The sequence below is a fragment of the Streptomyces sp. NPDC059499 genome (assembly GCF_042749285.1).
Lineage (GTDB): Bacteria > Actinomycetota > Actinomycetes > Streptomycetales > Streptomycetaceae > Streptomyces.
Genome location: NZ_JBHYTT010000002.1, coordinates 293,803 through 320,254 on the forward strand (window position 1 = coordinate 293,803; position 26,452 = coordinate 320,254).

At 68.6% G+C, this 26,452-nt stretch carries 27 protein-coding genes and 1 pseudogene; 13 read left to right on the plus strand and 15 right to left on the minus strand.

Annotated features, from left to right (window positions below):
- Positions 1-4 precede the first annotated feature (4 nt).
- Complete coding sequence (locus ACFW9O_RS06695; RefSeq protein WP_384605880.1) at positions 5-241, plus strand: hypothetical protein; 237 nt, start codon at positions 5-7, stop codon at positions 239-241.
- 80 nt (positions 242-321) lie between these two features.
- Here the strand turns inward: ACFW9O_RS06695 and ACFW9O_RS06700 are convergent, their stop codons facing one another.
- The 3 genes from ACFW9O_RS06700 to ACFW9O_RS06710 all read right to left on the minus strand — a co-directional run bounded on the left by ACFW9O_RS06700 (position 322) and on the right by ACFW9O_RS06710 (position 2,342).
- Entirely contained in the window at positions 322-1,143 is an 822-nt protein-coding gene (locus ACFW9O_RS06700) for a class I SAM-dependent methyltransferase (protein ID WP_384605881.1), read from the minus strand.
- Between the two features lie 191 nt (positions 1,144-1,334).
- Positions 1,335-1,649: a hypothetical protein gene (locus tag ACFW9O_RS06705; RefSeq protein WP_384605883.1), complete on the minus strand. Its 315-nt coding sequence runs from the start codon at positions 1,647-1,649 to the stop codon at positions 1,335-1,337.
- 150 nt (positions 1,650-1,799) lie between these two features.
- Positions 1,800-2,342, minus strand: coding sequence for a hypothetical protein (locus ACFW9O_RS06710; RefSeq protein ID WP_384605886.1), 543 nt, complete (start codon positions 2,340-2,342; stop codon positions 1,800-1,802).
- 617 nt (positions 2,343-2,959) lie between these two features.
- On the opposite strand from ACFW9O_RS06710, the gene ACFW9O_RS06715 reads away from it, so the two are divergent.
- On the plus strand, positions 2,960-4,219 hold the full coding sequence (locus ACFW9O_RS06715; protein WP_384605888.1) for an esterase/lipase family protein: 1,260 nt from the start codon (positions 2,960-2,962) through the stop codon (positions 4,217-4,219).
- A gap of 521 nt (positions 4,220-4,740) precedes the next feature.
- Here the strand turns inward: ACFW9O_RS06715 and ACFW9O_RS06720 are convergent.
- Together ACFW9O_RS06720 and ACFW9O_RS06725 are read right to left on the minus strand one after the other, a co-directional pair.
- Positions 4,741-5,433 (minus strand): hypothetical protein, encoded by a 693-nt coding sequence (locus ACFW9O_RS06720; protein WP_384605891.1) that lies wholly within the window; start codon positions 5,431-5,433, stop codon positions 4,741-4,743.
- Between the two features lie 242 nt (positions 5,434-5,675).
- Positions 5,676-5,816 (minus strand): hypothetical protein, encoded by a 141-nt coding sequence (locus ACFW9O_RS06725; protein WP_351166057.1) that lies wholly within the window; start codon positions 5,814-5,816, stop codon positions 5,676-5,678.
- Here ACFW9O_RS06725 and ACFW9O_RS06730 point away from each other — a divergent pair.
- Positions 5,793-6,488: pseudogene (locus ACFW9O_RS06730) on the plus strand (site-specific integrase); the annotation flags it as partial. The gene ACFW9O_RS06725 and the pseudogene ACFW9O_RS06730 sit on opposite strands and share 24 nt — an antisense overlap.
- A 1,068-nt stretch (positions 6,489-7,556) precedes the next feature.
- On the opposite strand, the gene ACFW9O_RS06735 reads toward ACFW9O_RS06730, so the two are convergent.
- Both ACFW9O_RS06735 and ACFW9O_RS06740 read right to left on the minus strand, forming a co-directional pair.
- Positions 7,557-8,303: a hypothetical protein gene (locus tag ACFW9O_RS06735; protein ID WP_384605894.1), complete on the minus strand. Its 747-nt coding sequence runs from the start codon at positions 8,301-8,303 to the stop codon at positions 7,557-7,559.
- A gap of 977 nt (positions 8,304-9,280) precedes the next feature.
- Positions 9,281-9,721 (minus strand): hypothetical protein, encoded by a 441-nt coding sequence (locus tag ACFW9O_RS06740; protein ID WP_384605897.1) that lies wholly within the window; start codon positions 9,719-9,721, stop codon positions 9,281-9,283.
- A 30-nt stretch (positions 9,722-9,751) separates the two neighbouring features.
- On the opposite strand from ACFW9O_RS06740, the gene ACFW9O_RS06745 reads away from it, so the two are divergent.
- Positions 9,752-9,907, plus strand: coding sequence for a hypothetical protein (locus ACFW9O_RS06745; RefSeq protein ID WP_384605900.1), 156 nt, complete (start codon positions 9,752-9,754; stop codon positions 9,905-9,907).
- A gap of 31 nt (positions 9,908-9,938) precedes the next feature.
- On the opposite strand, the gene ACFW9O_RS06750 is transcribed toward ACFW9O_RS06745, so the two are convergent.
- Entirely contained in the window at positions 9,939-10,481 is a 543-nt protein-coding gene (locus tag ACFW9O_RS06750) for a DUF4262 domain-containing protein (protein WP_384605901.1), read from the minus strand.
- A gap of 238 nt (positions 10,482-10,719) precedes the next feature.
- Between ACFW9O_RS06750 and ACFW9O_RS06755 the strand changes: the two genes are divergently transcribed.
- Together ACFW9O_RS06755 and ACFW9O_RS06760 are read left to right on the plus strand one after the other, a co-directional pair.
- Positions 10,720-11,145, plus strand: coding sequence for a hypothetical protein (locus tag ACFW9O_RS06755; RefSeq protein WP_384605903.1), 426 nt, complete (start codon positions 10,720-10,722; stop codon positions 11,143-11,145).
- A gap of 455 nt (positions 11,146-11,600) precedes the next feature.
- The gene (locus ACFW9O_RS06760) at positions 11,601-12,413 is read left to right on the plus strand and encodes a PIG-L family deacetylase (protein ID WP_384606618.1); all 813 of its coding nucleotides are present in this window, start codon (positions 11,601-11,603) and stop codon (positions 12,411-12,413) included.
- A gap of 71 nt (positions 12,414-12,484) precedes the next feature.
- Here ACFW9O_RS06760 and ACFW9O_RS06765 read toward each other — a convergent pair whose 3' ends face one another.
- The 4 genes from ACFW9O_RS06765 to ACFW9O_RS06780 all read right to left on the minus strand — a co-directional run bounded on the left by ACFW9O_RS06765 (position 12,485) and on the right by ACFW9O_RS06780 (position 15,543).
- Positions 12,485-12,904 carry a hypothetical protein gene (locus ACFW9O_RS06765; RefSeq protein WP_351166233.1) on the minus strand — a complete coding sequence of 140 codons (420 nt, stop codon included), beginning with the start codon at positions 12,902-12,904 and terminating at the stop codon, positions 12,485-12,487.
- 319 nt (positions 12,905-13,223) lie between these two features.
- Positions 13,224-13,985: a polysaccharide deacetylase family protein gene (locus tag ACFW9O_RS06770; RefSeq protein WP_384605905.1), complete on the minus strand. Its 762-nt coding sequence runs from the start codon at positions 13,983-13,985 to the stop codon at positions 13,224-13,226.
- A gap of 233 nt (positions 13,986-14,218) precedes the next feature.
- Positions 14,219-14,947, minus strand: coding sequence for a hypothetical protein (locus ACFW9O_RS06775; RefSeq protein WP_384605907.1), 729 nt, complete (start codon positions 14,945-14,947; stop codon positions 14,219-14,221).
- Entirely contained in the window at positions 14,944-15,543 is a 600-nt protein-coding gene (locus ACFW9O_RS06780; RefSeq protein ID WP_384605909.1) for an RNA polymerase sigma factor, read from the minus strand. The genes ACFW9O_RS06775 and ACFW9O_RS06780 overlap by 4 nt, the downstream gene beginning before the upstream one ends.
- Before the next feature lie 195 nt (positions 15,544-15,738).
- Here ACFW9O_RS06780 and ACFW9O_RS06785 point away from each other — a divergent pair, with 195 nt between their 5' ends.
- From ACFW9O_RS06785 to ACFW9O_RS06795, 3 genes are all read left to right on the plus strand, one after another.
- Positions 15,739-16,659 carry a hypothetical protein gene (locus tag ACFW9O_RS06785; protein WP_384605911.1) on the plus strand — a complete coding sequence of 307 codons (921 nt, stop codon included), beginning with the start codon at positions 15,739-15,741 and terminating at the stop codon, positions 16,657-16,659.
- A gap of 102 nt (positions 16,660-16,761) precedes the next feature.
- Positions 16,762-17,328: a YcxB family protein gene (locus ACFW9O_RS06790; protein ID WP_384605914.1), complete on the plus strand. Its 567-nt coding sequence runs from the start codon at positions 16,762-16,764 to the stop codon at positions 17,326-17,328.
- Between the two features lie 265 nt (positions 17,329-17,593).
- Positions 17,594-18,814, plus strand: a complete 1,221-nt coding sequence (locus tag ACFW9O_RS06795; RefSeq protein WP_384605917.1) for a cation:proton antiporter — start codon at positions 17,594-17,596, stop codon at positions 18,812-18,814.
- A gap of 15 nt (positions 18,815-18,829) precedes the next feature.
- Here the strand turns inward: ACFW9O_RS06795 and ACFW9O_RS06800 are convergent, their stop codons facing one another.
- Positions 18,830-19,666, minus strand: a complete 837-nt coding sequence (locus ACFW9O_RS06800; protein ID WP_351166085.1) for a hypothetical protein — start codon at positions 19,664-19,666, stop codon at positions 18,830-18,832.
- A gap of 213 nt (positions 19,667-19,879) precedes the next feature.
- Here ACFW9O_RS06800 and dacB point away from each other — a divergent pair, with 213 nt between their 5' ends.
- The 3 genes from dacB to ACFW9O_RS06815 all read left to right on the plus strand — a co-directional run bounded on the left by dacB (position 19,880) and on the right by ACFW9O_RS06815 (position 23,155).
- Positions 19,880-21,496, plus strand: a complete 1,617-nt coding sequence (gene dacB, locus ACFW9O_RS06805; RefSeq protein WP_384605920.1) for a D-alanyl-D-alanine carboxypeptidase/D-alanyl-D-alanine-endopeptidase — start codon at positions 19,880-19,882, stop codon at positions 21,494-21,496.
- A gap of 101 nt (positions 21,497-21,597) precedes the next feature.
- The gene (locus ACFW9O_RS06810) at positions 21,598-22,344 is read left to right on the plus strand and encodes a DUF1838 family protein (RefSeq protein WP_384605922.1); all 747 of its coding nucleotides are present in this window, start codon (positions 21,598-21,600) and stop codon (positions 22,342-22,344) included.
- Between the two features lie 253 nt (positions 22,345-22,597).
- Complete coding sequence (locus tag ACFW9O_RS06815) at positions 22,598-23,155, plus strand: DUF1062 domain-containing protein (protein ID WP_384605924.1); 558 nt, start codon at positions 22,598-22,600, stop codon at positions 23,153-23,155.
- A gap of 203 nt (positions 23,156-23,358) precedes the next feature.
- Here ACFW9O_RS06815 and ACFW9O_RS06820 read toward each other — a convergent pair whose 3' ends face one another.
- Complete coding sequence (locus ACFW9O_RS06820) at positions 23,359-23,952, minus strand: MBL fold metallo-hydrolase (RefSeq protein WP_384605926.1); 594 nt, start codon at positions 23,950-23,952, stop codon at positions 23,359-23,361.
- Between the two features lie 82 nt (positions 23,953-24,034).
- Here ACFW9O_RS06820 and ACFW9O_RS06825 point away from each other — a divergent pair, with 82 nt between their 5' ends.
- Positions 24,035-24,991: a GlxA family transcriptional regulator gene (locus ACFW9O_RS06825; RefSeq protein WP_384605928.1), complete on the plus strand. Its 957-nt coding sequence runs from the start codon at positions 24,035-24,037 to the stop codon at positions 24,989-24,991.
- A gap of 48 nt (positions 24,992-25,039) precedes the next feature.
- On the opposite strand, the gene ACFW9O_RS06830 is transcribed toward ACFW9O_RS06825, so the two are convergent.
- Positions 25,040-26,176, minus strand: coding sequence for an endo-1,4-beta-xylanase (locus tag ACFW9O_RS06830; protein ID WP_384605930.1), 1,137 nt, complete (start codon positions 26,174-26,176; stop codon positions 25,040-25,042).
- Positions 26,177-26,452 lie beyond the last annotated feature (276 nt).

Genomic DNA, 26,452 nt, shown 5'->3' on the forward strand with positions numbered 1-26,452 from the left:
CAAGGTGACTGATGGCATACCCAGATGGCGCAAGCCTCAGTTCTGGGTCGGGATGTTGACGTTCATCTTTGCGGGGAGCCGCATCGCGAAAGGCGCGCTCATCGATGGGAACACGGTCTGGCAGGTAGTTGGGGTTGTCTTCCTGATCGGCTGCGCCTACCTCATTGGATACGCCGTCGGAACTCGGTCGGCAACACGAACCGGCACCAAGGCCGCCTCAGATGCTGACATCAGCAACTGACACCAGCCAGCGCGAACAGGCATGGTCAGCCACGAACCCGGGCAGCGCCTCAGCGCGGCGACCCATGCATGTCCTGACTGTCACGCGGGAGCTGGCCCGCGAGCCAATTCGTAGGCGAAGTCAACTGTTTCGGTGAGGCGGTCGTTGGCCGTGTGGCGGCCGAGTTCGGCAATAAGGTCGGCGTCGAACTCGGAGGCGTGATCGGCGAGCACCGAGGGCGGCAGGAAAGAGGTAGACCGGATATGGCCGGCGAGTTCGGGAATCGTCCAGTGGTACTCGACCGAAAACTCGTGGCGTCCGGCGACGTCGAACCCGGCACGGGACAGCACTTCGTGGTCCGGGTCCTGCTGCCGTACTCGATCCCAACCGGCCGGGACGCGACCGGACGCACCGAGGGTGTCTTGCCACGAGCGCAGCAGCCTGTCGAGCGCCTGCTGCCAGTCCCGAGGTCCGACCCATGGCGAGGATGACCAGCACAACGCGAGGCAGCTGCCAGGCTCGAGCCAGGTGTAGGCGCGCTGTGCCACGAGGGAGCGGTTCAGCCGGTGAAAGGCATTGCCGATAACGATCAGCTCGAAACCGCCCGGCTCGGCATCCAGATCTTCGGCACGGGCGGTGACGGTCCGGACGTGGGTTGCGCCGACGGCGTCTGCCTTGGCGCGGACCACCTCGGTCATGCCCGGTTCGGCGTCTACGGCCCAAACGTCCGTGAACCGGTCGCGCAGGGGGAAGGCGAGTTGGCCGGTGCCGCAGGCCAGATCCAGCAGGCGCCCGCGCCCTGAGGGGGCGGCTCGGCGTGCGAGGTCGGCGATCATCGCGTCGGGGTAGGGAAGCCGATACTGCTCGTAGTACCCGGCCGTCCCTTGATAGAGGTTGGGATCGAATCTCACCTGGCTGTCCACGCGAGCACCATGACACGGGGCAGCCCGGCCCAGGAACGTAGCCGACCGGAAGCACCTACCTCCGTAGGCCGCTCGTTGTGCTTCGGTAGCCCTCCGTCACGCCAACAGGACGCGTTTCCGCAGGTCGCACTTTCGTGATCCGAAAGAATCGCCATAGCCCCACCACGCTCCTGAAGTAGTTGTGCAGGCGCTCACCGAGTCCAAATCCGCTGGAACTCTTCCGCCGGGATGGCCTCCAGTGGGTCCGCTTCAGGATCGATCGCTTGGTCTGTCAGGCCGCCGTCTTCGTCCTCCAGGTGCTCCCAGCTGTACCGGTGGAGTTGGCCGACAGAGGTGAGCTCGGCTTGCTTGATGACGATCAGTTCTCCGCGATCGGGCACAGCCTCGATGTCCCAGAAGCCGCCCTCCTCGTCAGCGTGGTGGAAGTGGTGCCGCAGGGTGGCGCCCTCATCGAGTGCTCGGTAGTACGCCACGATCTCTGCTGTGATGCGCTCCAGATCAACCACGACACCATCGTGCCAGCGGGCACATGCCGTTGCGCCGTTCTGACATCCACGAGTGACATCAACGACGGCGGACGTCAGCACTCCTAAGCGGTCCGACCTGGCCGGCGTGGCCGTATTGCGCCCAGGCAGTGCCGAGGGGCGATCGAATCCCTAAAGCGGTGGCTTCCTGGCAACCAGCGGCCGCGGCCAGCTGACACAGGCCACGAGTGCGCTGCCGTCCTCGGTGAGGAACAGCAGGGTGAACCGTGTCCGATTCTCCGGATCGATCAGCATTGTGCGCACAGGCCGGCCGTGTTCTCTGATGAGCTGCACTGCTCGTTCCAGCCCAGGAGGTTCGATTCCGCGCATCCGCAAACGCTGAAGTCGACGACTGAAGACTCCGGCATGCGCACCGGTGGGTTGTACCCCCTCTTCCACTGAGTAGGGGGCGCCGCCTCGGAGGGCGGCCAGAGCTGCCACGGACGCCTCGTCATCACCGACCAACAGCGATTCCAGCTCATGCCGGTCCATGGTCACCCCGTTCGGATCGTGCGGTACAGCAGCCAGGTACCGCAACCCTAGTAACCCTCCCGCACGGTAGCGTCCCTCCGGGTCCTTCTCCACGTACCGGCCGAGATGCCTCCGCAGATCCACATGCAGAAAGGCCGACAGAACGACATACCGCTTACCTGCCTCCGACTTGGTGTCGCCCACGGCGCGCTCCCCGGTGCTGCCTTGCGAACCCGGACGGTGAGAGCGTGAGTCGACAGACCACGACCAAGCGTCACAAGCTCACGCGTGCGGTAGAACTTTCACTACCGGGGTGACCTTTTGCGCACGGTCGGCCGACTGCCAGGCCTGAGTAGCGCAGGGCGCCGTACCCCCGCCGTCACGGATGACGGATGCGTGAGGCGACCGCACCACCGGGAAGGGGCGGGCGGGGAGCAGTTGCTGCCGCGATGCAGTGAGGGCCGTTGTGGTCGCTCCGCGTAGGTACCGGTATCGCCGTGGCTGATGAGCATGTCGTCGGGACACCAGCACCTATGCCCACTCCACGGCGTGTGGGTTGACGGCAGACGGGATGGGAGTTGGGGGCGGTGGACTCGAGGCCCGCAGACCAAAGACCGGACGCTCAAATGCCGTTGAACAAGCGCCGCCTCGCTGTCGCCTGAGCAAAGCCTCAGAGGCACCAGAAAAAGCCAATCTTTGACTCGGTGTAGTTGCCCATGCACGGTACGTAACGATGTGGCGTACAGTCGCGCTTCGTAGCACTGCGTGAGCAGAGCCAGTCACTTCTGTGACTGCGTGACTTACATAGGAGTCAACTGATCATGTCCGCACCCGTCGTTGACGTCTGGGGCCCGGTCGCCCCCGAAGCCCGCTCCTCGTTTCCCTCCGCTCCGGAACCGCATGACGAATGGGTCCTCGGTGGCGGAACGGCCTGGGTCTACTACAGCCCGCTGAACCGCAGGCAGCTCATCAGGCCCGTCATCCTCTCCGATGGCTTCTCGAGCGGGTCGAGCAACCCCGACCAGCTCTGGCACGGCCTGGAGGAGAACGGCGGCTACCGCTTCATCTCCGAGCTCCACGCGACCGGCCGGGACGTGATCATCCTCGGCTACACCGACCGGACGGCCTCGATCACGGACAACGCGGAAACCGCGATCGAGTGCATTCGCCGGGCCCTCGCCGAGCGGGTGGGCCGGTCGAGGCTCGCCGTGGGCGGATTCAGCATGGGTGGACTGGTCACCCGCTACGCCCTGGCGAAGATGGAGCAGGACCCGAGCCTTCCCGACCACGAGACGTCCCTCTACTTCTCCTACGACACCCCCCACCATGGCGCATGGTTCCCCATCGCCATCCAGGCGTTCACGCACTTCGCGACGGACAACTGGGGAGACACCCCCGGCATCGGGCCCGTCCTGCGCCAGTTCTCCGGGCTGCTCAACAGCCCCGCCGCAAAGCAGATGGCGCGGTGGCACATCGAGAAGGCCGACGCCACCCCGGAGCAGGCATCGGAGCGGGTGGCGTTCCTCGAGGCGCTCGACGAGGTCGGAGGATGGCCGCGGATCCCCCGCAAGATCGGTGTCGCCAACGGCGTGGGCACCGGTACCGGCAACGGCATCAAGGCCGGCGCGACCGCGGTGAGGTGTGACGGTGACACGCTGCACGACACGTGGCTCAAGACCCAGGCAAAGGGTGAGCAGGTCGTCGCCCGCCTGCAGAGGACCGGCGGGGAGCCGGTGTCGGTTCGCACCAATGGACTGCCCGAGATCGACGGTGCTCCCGGAGGCCTGTTCACCGTGCCGTCCCCTGCGGGCGACACCGGCAGCTTCGGCCTGGCCGGCCTGCTCATGGGTCTTCTCGGCAACACCGTGGACGCGGACGTCATCACCACGTCCTGCTTCATCCCCAGCATCAGCGCCGTCGCCGTCGGTGACATCAGTGACCCGGAGGCCCTCTACCAGCCGATCTCCCCGGACGGCAGCCCACTCGACGCCTTCGTGTGCGCCGACCGGAGCGAGGGACACACCACCATGACCGAAGAGCTCGGTGGGTGGATCGTGAACGAGATCGCCGCGAACGGGTGACCGCCAGGGTGGGCGGCCCCCGCTGCAGGCCCGCCCACCCTGTCTCCGTCAATGAGAGTCGGCGGCGGTCCCGCCCTTGCAGCGACCGTACGAGGTCCGTCGGCAGCTTCACAGCCACGTGCCACTCACGTGCCAGACAGAGCGGGGAACGACGGTCAACGGCGGGTGCCGACGGGAGCCTCAGAAGTCTCCCTGACATCCATACACGCTGGTCAGAGATCTGCGAGCGGTGGAAAGATCGGTGATTCCCAAGCTCAGAGCGCGAGTTCGATTCTCGTCACCCACTCCATGAAAAAGCCCCAGGCCGACGGCCGGGGGCTTCTTTGTTGTCTGGACCAGTTCAAGCGTCCCGTGCCACATCCGTGCCCGATGCCTGGTCATCCGCCGCTTCACGCCGAGCCGGTACAAGCTGGTGGAGGCCGGCCGCAACCTCCCTCTGCCGCTCGAGGTCCGAGTGCGGATGGGCCAGCACGGCCCGCTCGGTCGCCTACCCCGCGCGCACCCATCGTGTAAGGGTGCAGCTAGCCAGCAATACACACCGGGATACTGAACCTTGTTCCGCACTCCGGGCAGGTCGCATGCCCGAAGAGGTGGGTCACCCAGGCAGCAACTTGGTCATGGCCGACGTCACGCGCCATGTTGTAAATCCGGTCGCCGACGCCGGTCAGCTCGTCCGGGCTCGCCGGATGCAGTTCGGCATCACTCTGGTCCGCGTACTCGCCCGGCAGAATGCAGGTGAGCGCCTCGCACTCAGAGCACTCCACCTCGAACTCCTCAAGGAGCAGTTCAAGCTGCTGAGACCAGATCGGCACACCTTCGAAGGCGAGCAGGCACTGCGCGAGGTACACGTACGTCTCCGGCTCGTCGGCCGGGACGTCAGTCAGGCAGGTGTGGATCACAGACATCAACTCAGTGATCTGGGAAGCGTAACGGCCACGCAGCGTCGCATCGGCTTCGGCGACGATCAAGCCGCCCATGAGTACCGCCTGCTTCCGCTCGCCGGGCGCGCGACCAGACGCGATATCGGCAAGGGCTGGCAGGGCGGCGTAACTCGCCTCGTACACAGTGCCTTGGTGGCAAAGCGCCGACCAGAGGTCGTGCCAGACCTTCTCGTCCTCCTTGCCGCCGTTGAGACAGGCGAAGAGGTCAGGTATGTCGCCTGCGGGCCCGTACGCATGTCTGAGCTGCGACCAGTCCGCCGCGGGGTGTGTCATGCGTCCGTATTCTGCCTGGCGTCGGCAGGGGCGGCTCCAGCCAGACGCTACGCGATCAGGGTAGACGCGGCGTGAATCACGCACTCAGGGAAGCGGCCCCCTGCGGATGGAAGCCCGTGCCACATCCGTGCCAGAAAGGACAGAGCCCAGCAGTCAAGCGCGGAGCCCCAGGCTTGATCATCAGAAGCCGTTTCCACCGGTCAGCGTAAACACCTCCCGTGACGGTCCGGTGATTCCCAAGCTCAGAGCGCGAGTTCGATTCTCGTCACCCGCTCCATGAAGAAGCCCCAGGCCCGGTCGGCCGGGGGCTTCTTTGTTGTCTGGACCAGTTCAAGGGTCTCGCACCAGATCCGCACCAGGATCTCGACGAGATCACCGCACACCGGGTCCGTACCCGGCGAAGCGAGCGGTTGTCGCCCACCGCCTCGGCCACGACCGTGGCCTACCAGTTACTCAAGGCCATCATGGAATCCGCGGTCGATGACGAGTTGATCCGTCGCAATCCCTGCCGCATCCGGGGCGCCGGGAGGGAGTCGTCCGCCGAACGTCAGATCGCTACCGTCGCCCGGGTCGACGCGCTTGCAGACGCTCTCGGGCCCCGCTGGCGGCTGATGGTCTACCTCGGCGCGTACGGTCCGATGCCGCCGGGGAAACAAGCGGGCTCCGGCATAGGGACGTCGGCCTGGACGAGATGACTATCCGAGTCAATATGGCCGCGCCCTAGCTGACCACCGGTCGCCGTGCTCCTGGCGACACCAAGTCGGAGGCGGGTAAGCGGGTGGTGGTCCTGCCGGCCTTTCTCCGGACCGCCATCCGGCGTCACCTCGACCGGTACGCGGAGACGGGACCAGACGGACTTCTGTTCGTGGGCACTCTGGCCACCCGGTCCGGGGCCACTCAACGACACGACGGTCAGCGCTAGCTAGTCGTCGGAGAAAGCGGCGCTGATCTATCAGCATTCGGATCTCGAGCGACAGCAGGAGGTTGCGAGTGGGCTGGATGACCTCGTGCGTACCGCCCGTGAGAACGCCCAGAGGATGCCTTCTGGTGCGGAAGGTAAGTCACCAGCGCAGATGGGTGTCTACAGGAGTTCAGCGCAGTCCAGTCATATGCGATCACTCCGCCTAGTGGTCTGCCACCAGGTCGCAAGCGCCACGACAACGACGAGACACAGGAAGCCCACCACCCAACCGGAGCCGCCAAAATAGTAGTAGTGGAATCCTCTGCCGCGTCGACGGCTCGCCAGTTCGATCACGGTCTCTATGGGTGTCATGACCAGGGACTTTAGCCCACCGTGCCGAGTGCGATCGCGCCGTCAGATGACCAGGCGTCTGCGTGTTGAGGGCAGCCGATTACTGACATCCGCGGCTGACACCAACAAGCCCGAATGGCGCCGCTCAGCGCCGAACATCAGCGGCGGGAAGGCGTAGGGACGGTGAAGTTCGAGCGAGGTCCAGAAACCCCGTGATTGGCCTGATAGGGATGAGGCCACAGTTCGACGTCCTGCGCTCGAAGTGCGCTCGCATCTGGTGGCTGACACAAGCGCCTGCCAGGATCAAGTCGTGAACGAGCCTTCGATGCCCGAGAGATTGAACAGAGCCCTCGACTGGGCAGGGCTGCCCCTGTCCGTTTTCCTTCTGGCGATCGGCATCAGGGACTACCGCGATGGAGCCTCCATGGGTTGGCCAATCGGCGGAGCGGTGCTTGTTCTGGTCAGCCTCTGGGTGATCTACCGAGGGATGCATCGCCGGAGCAACAAGACCACCGCGTCGCCTTAGGGGTACAGCAGCGCCGTACCGCAACCCCAGCAACCGCCCCCGGCTGGTAGCGACCCTCCAGGGACGAGAAGCGACCGCAATGACCACCGCTGACCGATCTGGCCAGCGCTACGGATCAGAAGGCAGCCTTGTCGGCGCCGCACACACCCGTGCCGCCCCCAGCGGCTTTGTTGGCGCAACTGGTCGCCAGAAAATCACCGCTTCAGGAGCCACGTAGGGCGATGTAGGTCGTGACCTGCTCGTTCCCTGCCTTGCGCGGAGTCGGGTAGTCAGTCCCTGCGCCCCCCGATCCCCGTGAGTCCCCTCCGTTCTGGGATGTGGGCCGGTGCGCCGTGCGCCTATCGGTCAGAAGGGGGGTTCGAGATCACCGTGGCCATCGCTGTGTGGCCCCCAGTCCCAGGGCTCCTCCAGGATGGGTTCCACGTCGGAGACGTCGTGGCCCCATGCTTCGAGTGCCTTCCAGGCAACGCGCCGGTCAGGGCCGTCGCTGCTGGTTTCCAGCATGCGGCGCGCGTGCACGGCGAGGTGATCGCGGTGCCCGGCGAGTGCGGGGTGTTCGGCGAGGATGAGCTCGAGGATGAGGGCGGCTTCGCGCACGTCCTCCTGGCCGTCCTGCAGGAAGGGCGCAACAGCTCGATAGAGCATCGGGCGCAGGTCCCGGAAGGCCGCCGTGGTGGTGTCGTGGGTGTGGAGGTCGGGAAAGTACTGCGCCGTGCGGGCAACGATCTCGTCGGAGGCGTCGTAGGCCGTGGAAACCAACCAGTTCAACAGCGTCGCGCGGAGAGGGATGCTGCGATACGGCCGGAGGGTCATGGCCGCCGGGTGGGTGAGGATGCCGGCGACGTACATGGCGACGGGGGCTGTGGCTTCGTAGATGCTGTTCTGGTGGTTGACCAGCTCACCCAGCTCCGACAATGCGGTGACCTGCACCTTGGGATCAAGCTCCAGCAGCCGGGCCAGAACTTCGGGAAGGCACTCACCGTTCCCGAAAGCCGTCTGGAGCGAACCCCAATCGGTCTCCGCCAGGACTACCCGGTAGGACGGCACGTCAGGCTCGCGGGGCACCCCGGTCCTGGAGCTGCTGTGGTTCACGGGCCAAACCTAGACCGGACTTCTGACACGATTCCCGTCCGGGCCAGTCACTCGGTCTGCCGCCCTGCCTCGGACGGCCTGCTGCGCATGGCGCAGGTCGATGCGGAACGGATGTGCGCGGCCGGCTCTGGCAGGTGATCTGCTGGCCATCGACAAAGCCCGACCGTCGGTTAGGTCCCGGACGATTCTCCGGGCCGCCCCCAGACAGGCCGGGGATGCAACCATTCCTTTCAGAGCTGGAACCCCCGGAAGCCGACCGCGCGTTTGAGACCCTAAAGGCCGGCACTGACAACGGCCCTGTCGATGCCGGGCCGTTGAGCGGTGAGTGTCCGGCTGCGTGACAACGCCGACGGTGCGAGCGAGCAAGTCGAGAGGGAGCGCGGCTGCTTCGCCGCTTTGGGCGAGCGGCCCGAGCGAATAGAGCGTGCCCGGATCGCCTGCACGTGGGGCGGCGCCGACGGTGCACGGGTTGACCTGCCCCCCGGACGGCCGGTTCGCGATGACCGGTATTCCGCGCAGCGCCATCCATTTCAGCTGGCGGGCAGCACCGTCCCCTCGCCACCGACGCCGCGCGTGACGATACCGGTGAGGTTCTCCTCGCCCACAAGACCGACAACAAGGCATGGAAACTGCCCGAAGGCGGCGTCGACGTAGGCGAGTCGGTCGGTAAGTGGTGGGTGGAGGAGCGCTGCAGGGGGCGGCATCTCTCCACTGAAGAGGAGCCAAGCTCAGATGGTCCTCAAGGCTTGGCGCTTTGGCTTCCACAGGCGGGGACCGGCTGCCATGTTTGTCTCCACGCGGACCACGATCGTGTGTCGCGGGCTACTGCCGCCAGGCAGCGAAGGAGACGCAGATGTTCGGATTGCTGGGCCCCGGAGACATCATCGGTGTAGTCGTCTCGGTCGTTGCCATCGCAGGTGCCGCCGTAGTGGCTGTCAGGTGGTTCAGGGCCGGAGCGCGGTAGGGGCCGAGCGGGGTCAAGGTTTGCCGAGGACTCCTGTAGCGGCTGAAGGGGTCCGCCGGTGCAGGACCGCACCGGCACAGGCCAGGACGACGGCGAGACCTGCCGACAGGCAGACGAGCACGTTGAGTGACATGGGGATGTGCTCGACCACCGCACCGTCCAAGTAGAAGCAGGCGCTGCGAAGAGGCCAGTACCCCTGCACGATGCTTACCAGCTCGGCACCGGAGGTGTTCCGGTCTTCGCACTGTGCGGGGAACGGCCCTCCCAAGGCGACGGCGAACCAGCCGCAGCAGTACGCGACTGCCGCCGAGGACCCGAAGACCGGAACGAGAATCGCACAGAGTCTGGCCAGGTGCAGGGGTGGGTTCTTCAGCATCAGTACGACGGTCACGATGCTCGCCGCCGCGGTGGCCAGACCGATGAGCAGCAGCATGCCCAGCAAAGACACCGGCACTACGCCCTCCCTGCAGAAATACTCAACGAAATGTTCCGCGCAGAACTGGCCGTGACCCACGTGGGCTTGGCGATCACGATCGTCGCAAGCGTCTTCGTGGGGGGGGCGGCCTGGTCACCGAGGGCGGACGCCGCACGCGCCGCCTACACGTTCACCTTCGGCTGGGCAGAATGGATCATGCCGTAGCGGCGAGCCGCATCCGGGCCCTCCACCGGCCTCACGTGATGTCGGTCCACGGGCCGGTGGTCTCGTCCTTGGGAATCCAGAGCAGGGGCTGCCCCGTGCGGCAGCGCTCGTCCGCTCCCTCTTCCCAAGGGAACCGCCCGGCTCTGTCCGGCCAGAACAGCTGCGTGACGGGCAGCGGCGGGGTCTGGTAGAAGTCGATGCCTGCGCCGAAGAAGTCGTAGTACCAGCTGGGATGCACGGGCCGGACGGCCACGTCGTAGCCGTTGAGCACGTCTCCCCTGCGCTGGTCGGGCGCGAGCGGGTCGCCGTCCCGTATCGCTGCACCGGCGGCGTTCACCACGCTCATCGCGGTCTGCGAAGGCAGACCGAACACGCTCACCTCGGGACTGCGCAGGGTGTGCCACAGGCCGATGGAGTAGCCCCAGTCGCCGGGGGCGTCATCGCCTGCCACACCCATGACGTGCCAGCCGAAGTCTTCGACACTCTTGGTTATGCGGCTGTCGCGTTCCTCCGACACGGGTCCGCCCCATTCCGTCGGGGCGCAGAGGAGGCAGAAGCAGGTGGCGTCGTCCATCCGAGGAGAGTAAGCGTGCTCCGGCAGGGGATGTCCGCCGGGGGCCACCGGCTCTTCGTGGCATCCGTTCCCACTGGCCCGCGGACAGGTCGAGGTGTGCCGCCGACCTTCTTGCACGTGCGAACCAAGGGGGCATCGCCAGGCGGAGTTGGAAGCGATGGCGAAAACCCTCAGTCCAGGGCTGACCTGGCACTGTCCGCTATTCTCACGGGAAATCCGCAGCTCGGGGTGGGGCGCCATGGACAAGAAGCACAAGCTGGCTCTGGCAGCGTTGGCAGCACTGCTCGCCGCCGTGCCGGTCACCTTGGTGACGCACGAACGGGTAGAGACAGCGGACCGCGAGTCGCTCGAGGAGGCGGCTCTGAAAATCTTCCAGCGCGACGCGGACCGCGCCTCGGCGGAGTGGCGGAGCCATGAGCCACCGGCGGGCAAGGTGTGGGACAAGGCCGTTGCCACGGCTGCCGTCTCCGACGTCGAGATGCAGGGTGCCCGGGCCAAGGTGTGGGTCGACGAGTCCACGACGCCGTACGCGACCGATCCGTCCGGCAAGGACGCACAGCCGACCACGCCTTCCGTGAGCTCCCACCTCTTTCTCTTCGAACCGGCGGGAGACGGCTGGCGGCTCGCCGAGGATCTGACCGGGTCCGATTCCTACGAGGGCTGACGTACCGGGAGGCAGCCGCCTCAGGGTCGCCCGAGGTCGCGTGCGGCCGGTGGTGGCACGGTGGGGTGGACGGCACCGAACCGGCCGCCCGTCGGCCGGTTCGCGCTCAGGTCTCACTGCCGGGGCTTCGATGGGCCTTGCGTATATCCGGATGCCGGTAGGAGTAGGGGTAGGGCCTCCGACCGGGCGGACTGCGTGCCAGGGACGGATCGAGCAGCAGCTTCAGACGGTGCTCAAAGTGACGAGCGGTCGTGTCGGGAACAGCCGGTCCGGTCGGCACGGTTGCATCGACCGAGGGAACCGGCGCCGCAGGGGCGGGGGGACGGAGACCGTGAAGTCGTCCGCCCCACCAGGATCCGGGCCCCAGGACCGCGGTGCGCCCGCCGCGTGTTCGGACCACGACGTAGTTCTGCAGGAGGATTGTTCTCATGACGACTGACCGGCCGTTGACGCTCATGGCGGTACACGCCCACCCCGACGACGAGGCCACCGGCACCGGAGGAGTCCTCGCGCGGTACGCGGCGGAAGGAATCCGCACGGTTCTCGTGACGTGTACCGACGGCAGTTGCGGAGACGGACCGGGGGGTGTCAAGCCGGGCGATCCCGGGCACGATCCGTCGGCTGTCGCTGCGATGCGCCGTCAAGAACTCGAGGCGAGCTGTGACGTCCTGAAGATCAGCGATCTGGAGGTGCTGGACTATGCCGACTCCGGAATGATGGGCTGGCCGAGCAACGACGCCCCCGGATCCTTCTGGCAGACCCCCGTCGAGGAAGGCGCCGCCCGAATTGCGGAGCTCATGCGGCACTACCGGCCCGATGTGGTCGTCACCTACGACGAGAACGGCTTCTACGGCCACCCCGACCACATCCAGGCCCACCGCATCACGATGGCTGCGCTGGAGATGACCGGGCTGACACCGAAGGTGTACTGGACGACGATGCCCCGCTCGATGATGCAGCGGTTCGGGGAGACCATGCGCGAGTTCCAGGAGGACATGCCGGAGCCGGATCCCGCCGAGGCCGCCGCGATGGCCGAGATCGGCCTCCCCGACGACGAGATCACCACGTGGGTGGACACCACCGCGTTCAGCGGTCAGAAGTTCGATGCGTTGGCCGCGCACGCCAGTCAGGGCGAGAACATCTTCTTCCTCAGGATGGGCAAGGAGAGGTTCGGCGAGTTGATGGGCATGGAGACCTTCGTACGTGTGAAGGACGTCGGCGGCGCGGCCGTACCCGAGAACGATCTCTTCGCCGGACTGCGCCGATAAGACCGTGTAACGGTGATCGCCGAGCTCGGACCGCGAGTTCGCGGCCGGCCGACGGGTCACCGTACGACCGGTCAGCCGTGCGTCGCGGTGCTGTAGAGGTAGAGGGCGATCACACCGGCGATGCAGGCGAGGACAACCCAGGAGCCGAAACCGGTGTGTCTCCCCGTGCCTTTGGGCCGCGCGGCCTTCCCGGACCGATGGGACCGCCCGGCCCCTGCCCGCCCCTGAGCGACCGGCGCCACATCGGCCGCCGCCTCGGCGAGCAGGCGCCGGCAGGTCGCGGCGAGCACGCCCGTACCGGCGGAGAGGGGGACCACGGCTTCCGAACGCGCCGGAGCGGTGGTGCCGCCGTCCAGGATGCGTCCCGCGCGTACGAGGATCTCGTCCCGACCGCCCGCCGGAGCGAGGCTGATCCACCGCTCTACATGCTCACCCCGGATGACCACACCGCCGGACCGCTCCCGGTACACGGTGTGCTCCTGCCACAGTATCTTCGCCAATTCACCTGCGGTGTCCCTCAGTTGTACGCCCACGACCCCTCCCCCTCCGCCTCGCGGCGAATCGAACAAGCATCGCACTCTAGTGGGAGGTGCAGAACGGGGAGCCAGCAGCCCTCACCGTTACGGCGGCCTGCGCGGCAGGGCACGCCGGGCAGTCGCTCCAGGAGGTGTTCCGGCTGACCGGTGAATGGCCGGTGCCCGGGCGGCAGCGGGCGCTGGGGGAGGGAGGACGCGGCCGATGCCCTGCGCCACGTCGAGTGGCGGCACGTCGCCCACGACTAACCGCGGTTCGCGGGGCGGGAGCAGGAGTTCACCGCACGGGGAAGCCGAAGGAGTAGCCCTGCTGCTTCAGCCACGGCAGGATCTCGCGCAGAGCGGCAACGGTCTCCGAGCGTTCCCCTCCCGCGTCATGGAAGAGGACGGTCGGCCCGTTGGTGATCTCGTTCTTCACGGTGGCGACCATGGCGTCCACACCGGGATGCTCGAAGTCCTTGGTGTCGACGTTCCAGCCCAACGGGCGCATGCCCCGGGACGCGGCGAGCTGCCGGCTGTACGGGGTGAACGCGCCGCCCGGGGCCCGGTAGTACTGCGGCCGGACGCCCCCGGACGCCTTGGTGATCATGCGCTCGGCGTCCAGGATCTGCTGGGACTGGTAGGCCTCGGACTTCTTGTCCATGGTGGTGTCGTGCGAGACGGTGTGGTTGCACAGCCGGTGCCCGTCCGCCACGACCGCCTTGACCAGGTCCGGGTGCGCCTGGGCCTGCGTGCCCACCATGCAGAACGTGGCCTTCACCCCGCTGTCCTTCAGCAGTTGCAGCACCTGGGGTGTCCACGTCGGGTCCGGTCCGTCGTCGATGGTGATGTTGACGCCCCGGGCGCCGCGGTCCGACGCGTGCGCGATGTCCACCGCGACCGGCCGGACGTCCGGCACCGAGACAGGCGCTTTCGGCTGACGGGTGCCGGTGGTGTCGGCCTGTGCGGTCCATACCGAGGTGGCAGCGGCCACCGCCGTCACCCCGAGCCCCGCCGCGAGAAGCCGGCCGTGCCATCCCCTCCCCTTGTGCTTTGCCATGTCCGCCCGCCCCTTTGTCGTCCCCGCCTGCCGTGCCCCCATGAAGACATACGAACGCCCTTGCAGGCTGCCTCTGTTACCGAGCGAGGACGAATCCACAGGGGCCCGGCGACAAACACAGGAATTCCGCGACAGACGAGGGACGCAACGGCCCGGCCGGGTGGGGTGCCCTGCGGGCGGACGGACCCGTCGCCGGCGGGGGACCGACCGTCATCCGCGGTGCCCGGGACCCGTCACCCTGCTCCGGAGCCCCGTGCCGCACCGGGGCCGGCCGGTACCGGCAGGTCCTTCGTCCCCGGCTTCACGGGGTGCGCCGGGCTCCTCTCGGCTCCCTTCGCCCCGCTCCTGTCCTGCTCGCCCTCCAACAACCGTGCGCAGTAGCCCGGTACGGCCTTCAGGCTGCCCGCCGCCTCTTCGAGCCGGGTTGTCGCCGCGTCCTCGGGCGCCTTGCCCCGCCCCTCCACTGCCGCCAGGTAGACACGGCAGTGCGCGGCGATGTCCCGTGCCGTGCCCGGGCGTTCCCTCGAGGGCTCGTGCGATGCCGACGGGGAGGGTGCTGCCGGACGCCGTGGTGCCCGCCCCCCGCTCCCGCCGCCGGCCGGCTCCTCGTCCGCGCCGGGTGACGCGGGCGCGCTGTGCGCCGGCTCCGGCTCCGCGCCACCGCCGAACGGTGACGGGACGGCCCCCGCCGCCACCGCGACCCCGCCCAGCGCCACAGCCGTGACCACACCCGCCAGCAACACCTTCAACGACCGCGGCCGGCGGCGCTCGTCGGCGGGCCGCCAGTCGTCCCGTCGGCGCCGCCATCGCGGCGGTGCCGTGTGCACGCCGTTCTCACGCGCCGTACGGAACGCACGGAGCGCCATCTCCTCGGCGGCCGGGCCGATGGTGCCGGGGCGGCCGGCCGCGTCGAGCAGCGCCTCCAGCTCAGGAAGCGGGGGATCGTCCCGTTCGGCATTCATGTCTCATCCTTCAGCGTGCGCCGTGCCCCAGGCGTCACACCACCTGCTCCGGCCCTTGTGAGCTGCTCCGCCAGTCCCTTCAGTCCCCGGTACACCGCGGTGCGAACGGCCCCGGCGCGCTTGCCCAGCACCCGCGCGCTCGCCGGACCGTCGAGCCCGACGACCACGCGCAGCAGTACGGCTTCCGCCTGATCGCGCGGCAAGTTGCCGATCAGTTCGAGAGCCTGCTCCGTGGAGAGCCTCTCGAGGGCAGTGGCGGCCGTGTCGTGCCGGCCCGGCATCTCCAGCATGTCCTGTTCCAGCAGTGAGGTGCGCGGTCGCCGTTTCTGCCTGCGCAGATGGTCCAGAGCACGGTGACGGGCGATCGTTGCCGTCCACCCCCGGAAACCCGCCCCGTCGCCGCGGAAGCGGCCCAGGTCGCGCGAGATCTCCAGCCAGGCCTCGGACGCCACGTCCTCGGCGTCCTCGCCGACCAACCCCCGGACATAGCCGATCAAGCCCGGCTGCACCAGCCGGTAGGCGATCGCGAACCCTTCCTCGTCCCCCTGCTGAGCTCGCTCAACCGCAGCACCGAGCTCCGCGTCGTACGCCCCCACACTTCCCTCTCCGTACCGGCACCCCGTTGAACCCGCCCCCTCATCTCTGCGTCGGGAGACGAAGAAGCGTCACTGAGGAATCGTCACCGTCCGGAGGCGGAACCCGGGTTGGCGGCCCTGCCTGTGACGTTTCGCGGAAGGGATGCGCTGGGTACGGCAGACCGCCCACGTGGCGGGTTCTTACGAGGGAGCATCATGATGAGAAGCAACGCGCTGGTTCGCAGCGTTGCCCGCACGGCGGCCGTACTCACAGCGGCTTTCGCACTGGCGGTGACGGTGGCCCCTCTCGCAGGCACGGCGCAGGCCCATGAAGCGGTGACGGGATCGCTCAGCTTCAGTGGCGAGCCGGGCGAGTACATTTCCGGCGGACAGTCCTACGCCTACACCCCTGAGACGACGGAGATGTTCGACATCTCCGGGCCGACCTCCGAATCTGCGGCAGGCGCGACGGTCGTCACGGCCGAGGGCGAGCGCTGGGCCCTGTCCATGTCAGCCCCTTACGGCCAGAAGCTCGTGGCCGGCACCACCTACTCCAACGCCCGCAGTTGGCCCGAGGCCCTGCCGGAGGATCCCAAACTTCAGTTCAGTACGACCGACAGGTACTGCGAGAGCGGCACCGGCTCCTTCACCGTCTCGCACATCGTCTACGGACCCCACGGCTACATCCGTGAGGTCGACGCCACCTTCGAGCGGTACTGCAGCGGATCCACCCTCCCCGTGCGCGGGGAGCTCCATGCCCGGATGCCCGAGCCCCCCGCGGAACTCGCCATCGGCGTTCAGCTGGACACCACGGGCACCGTGGTCACCCGCACCGGTGAGATCACCGTCGGTGGCACGGCCACCTGCAACAAGCCGGCCCGCATCAGCATCAACGTCAGCGCCTACCAGACGCAGAAGCGCACGACGGCGGCCGGCTCCCACGAGGGCCTGATCGTTGTCTGCGAGCCCGGCGCCCCCGTTCCGTGGACCACGTCCTTCCCCAGCAACATCGACCCCACCGCCTCCTTCCAGCCCGGCGCCGCCGTGCTCCGGGGACTGGCCGGGGCGGACGACCGTGACTACCCGGTGAGCGTCACCGACTTCCGGAGCACCGACATCACCCTCGTCAGGTCCTGACCCTGTGGCGGGCCCGGATCTGCCGGGCCCGCCCTGTCCGCCGAGGGCCGGGAGACACCGGCCGGACGGTAGTATCCGCGGATCTTCGTACGGGGAGGAAGCATGGCCGAGGACAGCAGCACCGAAGGAACCGACAACAACGCCGGAGTTTTTGACGGTGTGATGGACGAACGGACCGAGGTCCGGTTGGCGTACGTGCCGCAGTCGGCCGACACGCTCGTCGGCCTGCGGGTCCGCGAGCGGATCAAGCGGACCGGCCTTGTCCTGCGGTGGGTGTTCCTCGCACTGTGGGCAGGGCAGTGGCTGCTCTCGACCGTGGGCCGCGGGAGCATCGACGTGGTCTCGACGGTTCTCTTCCTGTTCGTCGTCCTGTTCGTGTGGGGGTACCCGCGGCTGCAGGCCGCCCACGTGCAGCGGCTCGTCGGATGGCAGGGCGAGTACCACGCCACCGTGTCCCCAAACGGGATCACCTGCCGCAACGACCACAGCACCCTGGCCCAGAAGTGGTCCCTCTTCCAGGGCTACCGGGAGACGGCCGGCCACTTCGTCCTGCTCAGCCGGGACCCCAACATCATGTGCCTGGACGTCCTGCCCAAGCAGGCCGTGCAGGGGGCCGGGGGCATCGACCGGCTGCGGGCCCTCCTGGACGAGCACACCACACGCGTGTGACACAGCGACGGCCCCACGGATTCCGGCGCCGGTGAGCGCGTCCTTCCCCCTGACGGCCCACACCCGGTAGTCCCCTCCTGCCACGCGGGCGAGAGTGGCACCGGGCGTGCGCGACGGTGCGCCACCGGCTTCCGGCACACCGTGGACAAGGGAGAGACGATGTCCCCCTCAGAATCGAAGCCCGCGGGGCCGTCGGTCACGGAAGCCACTCCCCGCCCCGGCCTCGCCGTCCTCACGCCGTGAGCCCGCGACACGGCGGCGCGTCATGACCAACCCGGGCACGCTCGTCCTGATCATGGCAGCGGCCGTCCTGGCGCCCGTTCTCGTACACGCCACGGGCAGGTGGATCCGCGTCCCCCTGGTGATCTTCGAGATCACCCTCGGCATCCTCATGGGTCCCGATGTCCTGGGCTGGGCCCACCCCGGCGACGTCGTCGACACACTCGCCGACCTCGGCCTGGCCATGCTGATCTTCCTCGCCGGGTACGAGATCGACTTCGCGGCGGTCCGCGGCGACACCCTGCGCCGTTCCCTGTGGTCCTGGCTGGTCTCACTCGCCCTCGGCATCGGAGTGGCCGTCCTCATCAGCGGCGGCGACATCTTCGAGGCGTTCGTCATCGGCACCGCGCTCACCAGCACGGCGCTCGGCACCGTCCTGCCGATGCTGCGGGACAGGGGTGAACTGCGCGGCCGGTTCGGAACGGTCGTGTCGGCGTTCGGGGCCGTCGGCGAGTTCGGCCCCGTCGTCGCCATGGCGCTGCTGCTCAGCGGACGCCGGGCGGCCGAGTCGGCGGCGCTGCTGGCCGCGTTCGGGGCGATCACGGCCGGCGCGGTGTTCTGGGCGCTGCGTCCCAGGCCGGACTGGTTCGCCCGGCTGACCGAACGGACCCTGCACAGCAGCGGCCAGTTCGCGGTCCGGTTCGTCATGCTGCTGCTCGCCTGCATGCTGGGCCTCGCCGAGGTCTTCGGCCTGGACGTGCTGTTGGGCGCCTTCGCGGCCGGCGTCCTCACCCGCCTCGTACTGCGCCGTGCGGTGCCCGGGAGCAGCGGGGAGGTCGTCGGCAAGGTGGAGGCGATGGGCTTCGGCTTCCTCGTACCCCTGTTCTACGTCGTCACGGGCATCGAGTTCGATCTGGACGCCCTGCTGCACGACCCGGTGGCGCTGCTGCTGGTGCCGGTCTTCCTGCTGCTGGTCCTGCTGGTGCGCGGCGGCCCGGTGTACGTGCTCGCCCCGAAGGATCTCGGCCGTACGGACCGGGTGGCCCTTTCGCTGTTCGCCTCGACGTGCCTGCCGCTGGTCGTCGCCATCACGACCATCGGCGTCGATCAGGACCTCCTCGGCTCGGACGAGGCGGCGTCGCTGGTCGGCGCCGGGATGATCTCCGTACTCGTGCTTCCGCTGCTCGCGATGCGGATACGGTCGAAGGCCGACGGGACGGCACGGCTGGCGCCCGCGGATACGGCCGACGACGCGGAGGCGTGGTGAGGCCCTCGCCGGGGATCAGGGGCGCTCGAAGAACTGGAGCACCCCTCCGACGGCGAAGCAGAGTGCTCCCGTGAGGGTGCCCCAGTTGGTGATGTCGACGTTCACGACGTCTCCCGTCGCGGGGCGGGTGAAGTCCGCCAGTGCCGCCACCAGGAAGAGCACGGATCCGAGCTGGTTGACGGCGACGATCCACCAGCCGAGGTCGTGCGGGCGGATGCCCGGTCGGCCGTGGCAGACCTCGGCCAGGGCAAGGTGCCCGGAGAGGAGGAACAGGATGCACCCGACCATGTCAGGGGCCCAGACCAGCCTGTTCGCCTGCTGCACGGAAAGCCCCTGCAACAGGGAGCTCAGCAGGTTGATCCCGAACACGAGCGTCCCCGCGAACAGCAGGAAGGTGCTCAGCCAGTCGATCCGGCCGGGCTCGTAGCTCCACCATCTCCAGCGCCGTGCCGCAAGCGCCCCGGTTCCGCTGTCCTGACGGGGAGCGTTGACCGCCTGGAGAAGCGACACGTAGCCGCCCGTGTTGAAGAACAGGCCGCCCGCGAAGTAGATCCAGGCACTCGTCACGCCGCCCGTGCCGAACTGGCCCACCGCGGCCCCTGAGGCGAACAGGCACCCACCGGCCGTGAACGCACCCGCCGCGACGGCGTTCAGCCTGCCCAGACGGGCGGCCGATGCGCTGTCCGTCCTACGGGAGCGGGGCTTCGACTCGCCGGCGGCCCGCACGGTGAGCAGGCCCCGCTTGCGTGCCGGCCGCGACTCCCAGACCGCGGTGCCCCCGTCACTGAGGCGCCAGGTCAGCCGGGTCGTGAACGGCCCCGCACCCTCGGCCTTCCGCTCGATTCGGCTCACCCGGCGACCCTAGCCTTCGCCCCGGATCGGGAACCGGAACCAGCCGTTGCCGCGCTGACCGGCTGTACCCGACCGGGCGTCAGCTGCGCATTTCGACGAATGCTCCGTGCCGTTCGGGTGACTACCGTTCGCGCCGTCCGTATCCGGCGACCGTCGGGGGCCATACCTGACCCCATGGACAGGAAACTGCCGAGACGAACGGTGCGTGCTGCGGTGCGAGGAGAGAATGTCGGATCATTTCGGCGACGTGTGGTCGCCGGATGCTGTGCCCTGCTGCTCCTCGCCCTGACGTCGAGCGCGGCAGCACAGGCGGCCTCGTCGCCCGACGACGAGGGTCCGGAACGGCTCGACCCGCGGATCACGGAGATCATGGGGAAGCCGGACTACCCCAACGCCCAGTGGGGTCTGCTCCAGCAGGACCCGGACAGCGGGCGGGTCGTCCACAGCCGGTTCGCCGAGCAGTTCTTCATCCCCGGGTCGGTGGCCAAGCTGTTCGGCACCTCCGGGGCGTGGGACACCCTCGGCGGCGACCACCGCTTCAGGACGCCTGTCTACGCGGTCGGTGATCGCCGCGGAAGCACGCTGAACGGCGATCTCGACCTCGTCGCCCAGGGCGACCTGACCATGGGCGGCAGGACTCGGCCCGACGGCACGGTCGACTACACCGACCTCGACCACACGTACGCCAACGACTTCCCCGGCGCCACGCTCACGCCGGAGAACCCGCTCGCCGGGATCAACCGGATCGCCCAGCAGGTGCGGCGCTCCGGCATCACCCGCGTCAACGGGAACGTGATCGTCGACAACCGGCTCTTCCGGCCCGAGCCGGTATTCATCCCCGTCCCGACCCCGCTGATCATCAACGACAACCTCATCGATCTGCTGTCGACCCCCGGCGCCCGCCCCGGCGCGCCCGCGCGGCTGGACTGGCGCCCGAAGGTCGCCCCGTACCGCGTCACCTCGACGGTGAGGACCGTGGCAGCCGGGGAGCCGACCGACATCGACGTGACGACCTCCGAGAACGGCACCCGGATCAAGCTGTCCGGCACCATCGCCGCCGACTCCGAACCGGCACTCAAGGTCTCCCCCATCACCGACCCGGCGGCGTTCGGACGCACCGCGCTGATCGAGGCACTCGGACGGGCCGGGGTGAAGGTCACCGCAGATCCGACGGGAGCCAACCCGGTCAGCCGGCTGCCCGACGGGTACGAGGGCCGGCCGCGCGTGGCCCAGTACACCTCCCCGCCCTACTCCCAGTACGCCAAGCTCATCTTCAAGGTCAGCCACAACCTGGGCGGGAACCTCGCCGTCTGTCTCATGGCCGTCGCGAAGGGCAGCCAGGACTGCATGGACGGCTTCCCGGTTCTGGCCGACTTCCTGGACCGCGCGGGCGTCGACCGCACACAGGTCCAGCTCCTCGACGGCCGGGGCGGCAACCCCGTCGACCGCACCACGCCCACAGCCGTGGTGCAGATCCTCACGTACTGGCATCGCACCCCCGAGGCCGAGGTCTTCCGGAACGCGCTGCCCATCCTCGGCGTCGACGGCCTGCTGGCCGACAACTGCACCGACTGCCCCGCGCGCGGCAAGGTCTTCGCCAAGACCGGCGCCGCCGTCGGTCTGGACGCCCTCAACAACCGCCTGGCCGTCGGCGCGATCACCATCGCCGGCTATCTGGACAAGGGCAACGGCCGCTTCGACGTCTTCTTCGCCGGAGTCAACGGGGCCTCCACCCCGACGACCGACGTCAACGGCGTGCTGGACATCGCCGACGACCTCGCCATGATCTCCGCCTACCTGCAGGAGGATGCGGAGCGGCGGGAGGACTGACAGCACTCATCGTCGAAGAAGCCCCGGGCCTTTGGTCCGGGGCTTCTTCGCGGGGGCTGTTTCCTGCCCGGCCGGGGCGGATGTCGCGCAGAGTACTCCGTATGACGACACCCGCTGAGCTGCTCCGCGACTTCGCCCGCACCCGCGCCTCGCTCGACGGCGAGGAGGTCACGTACTGGTGGTCGGGGGACGTGTACTCCTGGGCTCCCGACGAGCCCTACCGACGCGTCTTCGGCTTCGAAGGGCTCAATGTCGCCCGCCTGGTGCAGGACACCGAAGCCGGCCCCGACGCCTATCAACTGCTCACCCGCGAGGCCGCCTTCTACCTGGACCCCGCCACCCGCGAGATCCTGGAGACCTGGCAGGACCTGCCGGTGGTGCACGTCTGGAACGACCCGGCGAACCAGAAGTGGCGCCCCTTCCCGATCCCGACGACCGAGCTCGGCGGACAACTCTGCTTCAGCCTGGAGATCCCGCTCGCCTACCCCTCGCCGCTGCCGGTCTCCCAGTACCCCGTCCACTCGGCCGGCGACACGTACAAGGCACTGGAGCTCTTCCAGTTCTTCGCCGACCGGGCCGACCTGGCCGGCCCGGCGCCGAGCGTCCCGGCCACCTTGTCGTGGACCCGGATGTCCCCGTGGCTCCCGTGGATGGCCCGCGGTCAGGCGCCCGGCGGCCTCACCTTCCACTGCCGGGGCCGCAAGCTCGGCTCGTACGCCGAGGTCCCCGGGCGGACCCGTGCCTACATCGCCGACCGGCACCCGGAGTTCGCCCGGGCGCCGGAGAAGTGGAGCGAACCGAACGAGACCAGCTGGACGTACTTCCGCAGGCTCAACCCGCCGCAGTAGCCGCCTGAGTTCCCCACCTCGCGAGGCGCCCCAAGTGGTGCGGGCGCCCTCCGCGAGGCATCGCCGGCCCGCTCCGAAAACCGGTGGAACCGCGTCCCCGTGCGCCGTTATCGTCCTTGCGCCCGCAGTCGCCCCGTCAAGGACGTGCCGTTGTACACCAAGTGAGACCCCCCGAGCGCTGATCCGTCGCGCGTCGCACCTGTGCGCCGCGCTCCTTTTCGCTGCGGTCCTCTCACTGAACCGGTGTACTTCTGTGTCCAGAACCTGGGTGGTTGTGCCCACCTGCCTGCCCATAGTCCTCCGCCGTTGCCACAGGTGTGCCTCCGGGCGCTTCCGGGCGAACGGCAAATTCCGTGTCAACGCGAACCACAAGCTCCTCGACGCCTGGCTCCTCGCCCTGTGCACGGGGTGCGGGGACACCACCAAGCTCACTGTCCTGGAGCGGATGAACGTACGTTCTGTGCGTCCGGAGTTCCTGAACCTGCTGCACTCGAACGACCCCGGCCTGGCGGCCGAACTGCTCCAGGACCCTGTCGTACGGCGCCGCAATCGCATCGCCCTCGACTGGGACGACGCCTGGCGCCTCGACAGCGGCGCGCCGCATCAGCCGAATCAGCCGGAGAGTGAGGCGATCGAGGTCTCGGTCCGCTTCGCGGCGCGGATACCCGTGCGGCCGGTGCGACTGATCGCCGAGGGCTTCGGCCTCTCGCGGGCCGAGGCCGGGAGACTGCTCGCGGAGGGGAACCTCGTGTCGACGGTCCGCCTGGGCGGCAAGCTGTCGGGGGACTTCACCTTCACGCTCAAGCGCTGAGCCCTGGGGGCCCGTCCGGCAGTACGCGACCCGCCGGACGGGCCCTACCGGTGCCCCCTCACCCGCCAGGTACCGGATCGCAGCCGGTCACCTGTGACCGAGCCGCACAACGGCCCCGCCGGTCAGGGTGTCGGTGCCGACCCGGGCCCTTGGCGTGGCCGACCGGTTCCCGCAGGTCCTGGCGGGGACGAATTCGTCGGCGGTCAGCGCGGGGCGGTGTCGTCGGCGGGAAACGCGGGGCCGTGGCCGGGCACGATCAGGTCCGCGGCGGCGAGCACCCGGAGCCGGGATGCCAGCAGCATGTCCTGGTCCGGGGCGACCGGGTCGTCCACCGGGCCGTTGGGGCGCCACCACAGGTCCCCGACGAAGGCCACGACACCCGCTTCCGTACCTGCCAGCAGGGTGATGTCCTCGCGGCTGTGCCCCGGGGTGCGGATCAGCCTGAGCGAGGGGGTCAGTTCGTAGCCCTCGGCGTCGCGGTCGGTCCACTGGTCGTTGAGGTAGATCGCCTTGTGGTCGTGGACGCGGGCCTGGCCGAAGAGGCCGACGTTCATGGTGTTGTCCGGATGGTGGTGGCTGAGCACCACGTCGGTGATGTCGTCGGGCCCGACCCCCGACTCCGCGAGCGGCCCGAGGATCCGTTGACGGCCGGCCACCATGCCCGGGTCGACGATCACACGGAGTCCCCCGTCACTGATGTAGGAGACGGTGGCGGCAACCCCGGGTCCGGTGGAGAGGGTGTAGCCGGTGGTCAGGATCTCGTACGTGGCGCTGCGGCCGAGCGGTGCGTCTGTCATGGCCCCAAGTCTTCGTGGCAGCACCCTTCTTCACGAGTGGCCGTGCTGCCACTGATCGCATGAATCGTGCCAGACTGCTCGCATGCCGCCCTTCGTGACCGTCGCCGCCTACGCCCCGCCCGGTGTCGGGATGCTCGGAGCCGGTATCGCCTCCGAGGTGTTCGACGCGCGCGGCCAGGACCTGCCCCGCTTCGACTTCGCCCTGTGCACCGACCGGCCCGGACGGATCCGCACCGACGTCGGGCTCCCGATCGTCGTCGAGCACGGCCTGGACCGGCTGGCCGCGGCCGACCTGGTGATCGCGCTGCCCTGGGCGGACTTCCGTACACCGCCGGAACCAGCCGTGCTCGATGCGCTGACCTCCGCGCATGAGCGCGGCGCGCTCGTCGCCGGACACTGCGTCGGCGCTTTCGCACTCGCGGCGGCCGGGCTGCTCGACGGGCTTCGCGCCACCACGCACTGGCGGTTCACCGGCCTGCTGGCCGACCGCCACCCGGACATCACCGTCGAACCCGACGCCCTGTACATCGACGAGGGCCGGATCGTCACGGGTGCGGGAGCCGCCGCCGGTTTCGACCTGTGCCTGCACCTCCTGCGGCGGGAGTACGGCGCCACCACGGCCAACGCCATCGCCCGGGACCTGGTCCTGCCGTCCCACCGCGACGGCGGACAGGCCCAGTACCTGACCGCCCCCGCCCCGGAGGACTGCCACGACGACCGGCTCGCCGAGGTGCTCGCCTGGGCCCGCGAGCACCTCCACGAGTCGCTTCCGGTGGCGGAACTGGCCCGCCGGTGCCTGATGAGCAGGCGCTCCTTCGCCCGCCGGTTCGCCGCCTCGACGGGCACCACCCCTCACGCCTGGCTCCTCGGCCTGCGGCTCAGCCGCGCCGAGGAGCTCCTGGAGACCACGGACCTCCCCGTCGAGGAGATCGCCCGCCTGGTCGGCTTCGGGAGCGCGGCCGTCCTGCGCTCACAGTTCGTGCGGCGCCGGGGAGTTCCGCCCCGCTCCTACCGCCGGTCCTTCACCCGTACGCCGTAGGCCGGAGGGCCTTCACGGGGCCGGGTGGACCGCCGGCGTCGGGAGCGCTCAGCGCTTCCGCGCCTCCTTCAAGGTGGACTGCAGGGCGAAGAAGGCGGGCTTGGGGGCGAGGTCGCCCGTCATGACCGTCGCGGAGCCCTCTCCCGCGAAGAACACCGGGACCCAGGAGTACTTGTCGGTGAAGCCCCAGATCGTGAAGGAGTTGCAGTCCTTCACGGCCAGGCACGCCGACAGGGCCCGCTGGTAGTAGTCGGCCTGCTGCTGCAGCTGCGCCTCGGTGGGCTCGCCGCTCTCCGGCAGGTCCATGCGCACGTCCAGCTCGGTGATGGCCGTTTCGAGGCCGAGCTCGTCGAACCGGCGCAGGCTCTCCTCGAGGCCGCCCGGGAAGCCGTAGCGCGTGCTCAGGTGCGCCTGCGAGGAGAAGCCGTCCACGGGCACCCGCTGCTTGAGCAGGTCCTTGACGAGTGCGTAGTACGCGTCGCTCTTGGCGTTGACGTCCTCGACGCCGTAGTCGTTGAAGAAGAGCTTCGCCTTGGGGTCGGCCTCGTGCGCCCACCGGAAGGCGTCGGCGATGATGCCCGGACCGAGCTCGCGGATCCAGATGTTCTCCTCGGTGCGCAGCTTGCCCTCGCCGTCGAAGATCTCGTTCGCCACGTCCCACTGCTGGATCCGGCCCGCGTAGCGGCCGACGACGGTGGTGATGTGCTTGCGCAGGATGGAGCGCAGCTCCTTGTCGGAGAAGTCGCCCTCCTCCAGCCATGCCGGGTTCTGGCTGTGCCACAGGAGCGTGTGCCCGCGCACGACCTGGTTGTTGCGGTCGGCGAAGTCGACGATGGCGTCGGCCATCGCGAAGTTGTAGCGGTTCTGCTCGGGGTGGATGTACTCCCACTTCATCTGGTTCTCGGGGGAGAGCGAACTGAACTGCTGCCCCATGGTCTTGCGGTACTTCTTGTCCGAGGTGAAGGGGTCCGGGTAGTCCTGCTCGAGGTGGTGGCCGCCGCCGGCCACGGCGGTGCCCACGAAGAACCCGTCGGGAGCGGCCCTGCGCAGCGTGTCGGACTTGCCGTGGGAGTGATGCGCGTCCCGGTGGCCGGAGGACGGGTCGGCCGTGGCCGTGCTCGCCGCCAGGGGCAGCGCGAGGGCTGCCGTGGCGAGGGCAGCGGTGGCGAAGCGGAGGTATCTCATCGGAGGACTCTCATTCCGGTCGGCTTTTTCGAAAGTTTCGATAAAATTTACGAACAAGCGCTCACGGACGTTAAGAGCAATCCGCCGGGGCGTCAATACATCGCGAGGAACCTTCTGGCCGCCGGGCGTTCGCGGGACGGCCGCCGGCAGTTCCTCGCGCATCGGCGGGGTCACCTGCGCGGAAGAGGCCGTAGGGTCGTCGGAATTCCGGCCGTACGGGCCGTCAACCCGGGTTTTCCGACCCGACGTTGGCCGGCACGGCCGCCGGTTCGGGAC

Bases quoted from the DNA above. Each gene is read 5' to 3' on its own strand.
- ACFW9O_RS06760 (WP_384606618.1), top strand. From the start codon at position 11,601: ATGGCGGTACACGCCCACCCCGACGACGAGGCCACCGGCACCGGAGGA.
- ACFW9O_RS06820 (WP_384605926.1), bottom strand. From the start codon at position 23,952: ATGACAGACGCACCGCTCGGCCGCAGCGCCACGTACGAGATCCTGACC.
- ACFW9O_RS06715 (WP_384605888.1), top strand. From the start codon at position 2,960: ATGTCCGCACCCGTCGTTGACGTCTGGGGCCCGGTCGCCCCCGAAGCC.
- ACFW9O_RS06755 (WP_384605903.1), top strand. From the start codon at position 10,720: ATGGACAAGAAGCACAAGCTGGCTCTGGCAGCGTTGGCAGCACTGCTC.
- ACFW9O_RS06795 (WP_384605917.1), top strand. From the start codon at position 17,594: ATGACCAACCCGGGCACGCTCGTCCTGATCATGGCAGCGGCCGTCCTG.
- ACFW9O_RS06775 (WP_384605907.1), bottom strand. From the start codon at position 14,947: ATGAATGCCGAACGGGACGATCCCCCGCTTCCTGAGCTGGAGGCGCTG.
- ACFW9O_RS06745 (WP_384605900.1), top strand. From the start codon at position 9,752: ATGTTCCGCGCAGAACTGGCCGTGACCCACGTGGGCTTGGCGATCACG.
- ACFW9O_RS06830 (WP_384605930.1), bottom strand. From the start codon at position 26,176: ATGAGATACCTCCGCTTCGCCACCGCTGCCCTCGCCACGGCAGCCCTC.
- ACFW9O_RS06720 (WP_384605891.1), bottom strand. From the start codon at position 5,433: ATGACACACCCCGCGGCGGACTGGTCGCAGCTCAGACATGCGTACGGG.
- ACFW9O_RS06790 (WP_384605914.1), top strand. From the start codon at position 16,762: ATGGCCGAGGACAGCAGCACCGAAGGAACCGACAACAACGCCGGAGTT.
- ACFW9O_RS06770 (WP_384605905.1), bottom strand. From the start codon at position 13,985: ATGGCAAAGCACAAGGGGAGGGGATGGCACGGCCGGCTTCTCGCGGCG.
- ACFW9O_RS06810 (WP_384605922.1), top strand. From the start codon at position 21,598: ATGACGACACCCGCTGAGCTGCTCCGCGACTTCGCCCGCACCCGCGCC.
- ACFW9O_RS06825 (WP_384605928.1), top strand. From the start codon at position 24,035: ATGCCGCCCTTCGTGACCGTCGCCGCCTACGCCCCGCCCGGTGTCGGG.
- ACFW9O_RS06785 (WP_384605911.1), top strand. From the start codon at position 15,739: ATGATGAGAAGCAACGCGCTGGTTCGCAGCGTTGCCCGCACGGCGGCC.
- ACFW9O_RS06750 (WP_384605901.1), bottom strand. From the start codon at position 10,481: ATGGACGACGCCACCTGCTTCTGCCTCCTCTGCGCCCCGACGGAATGG.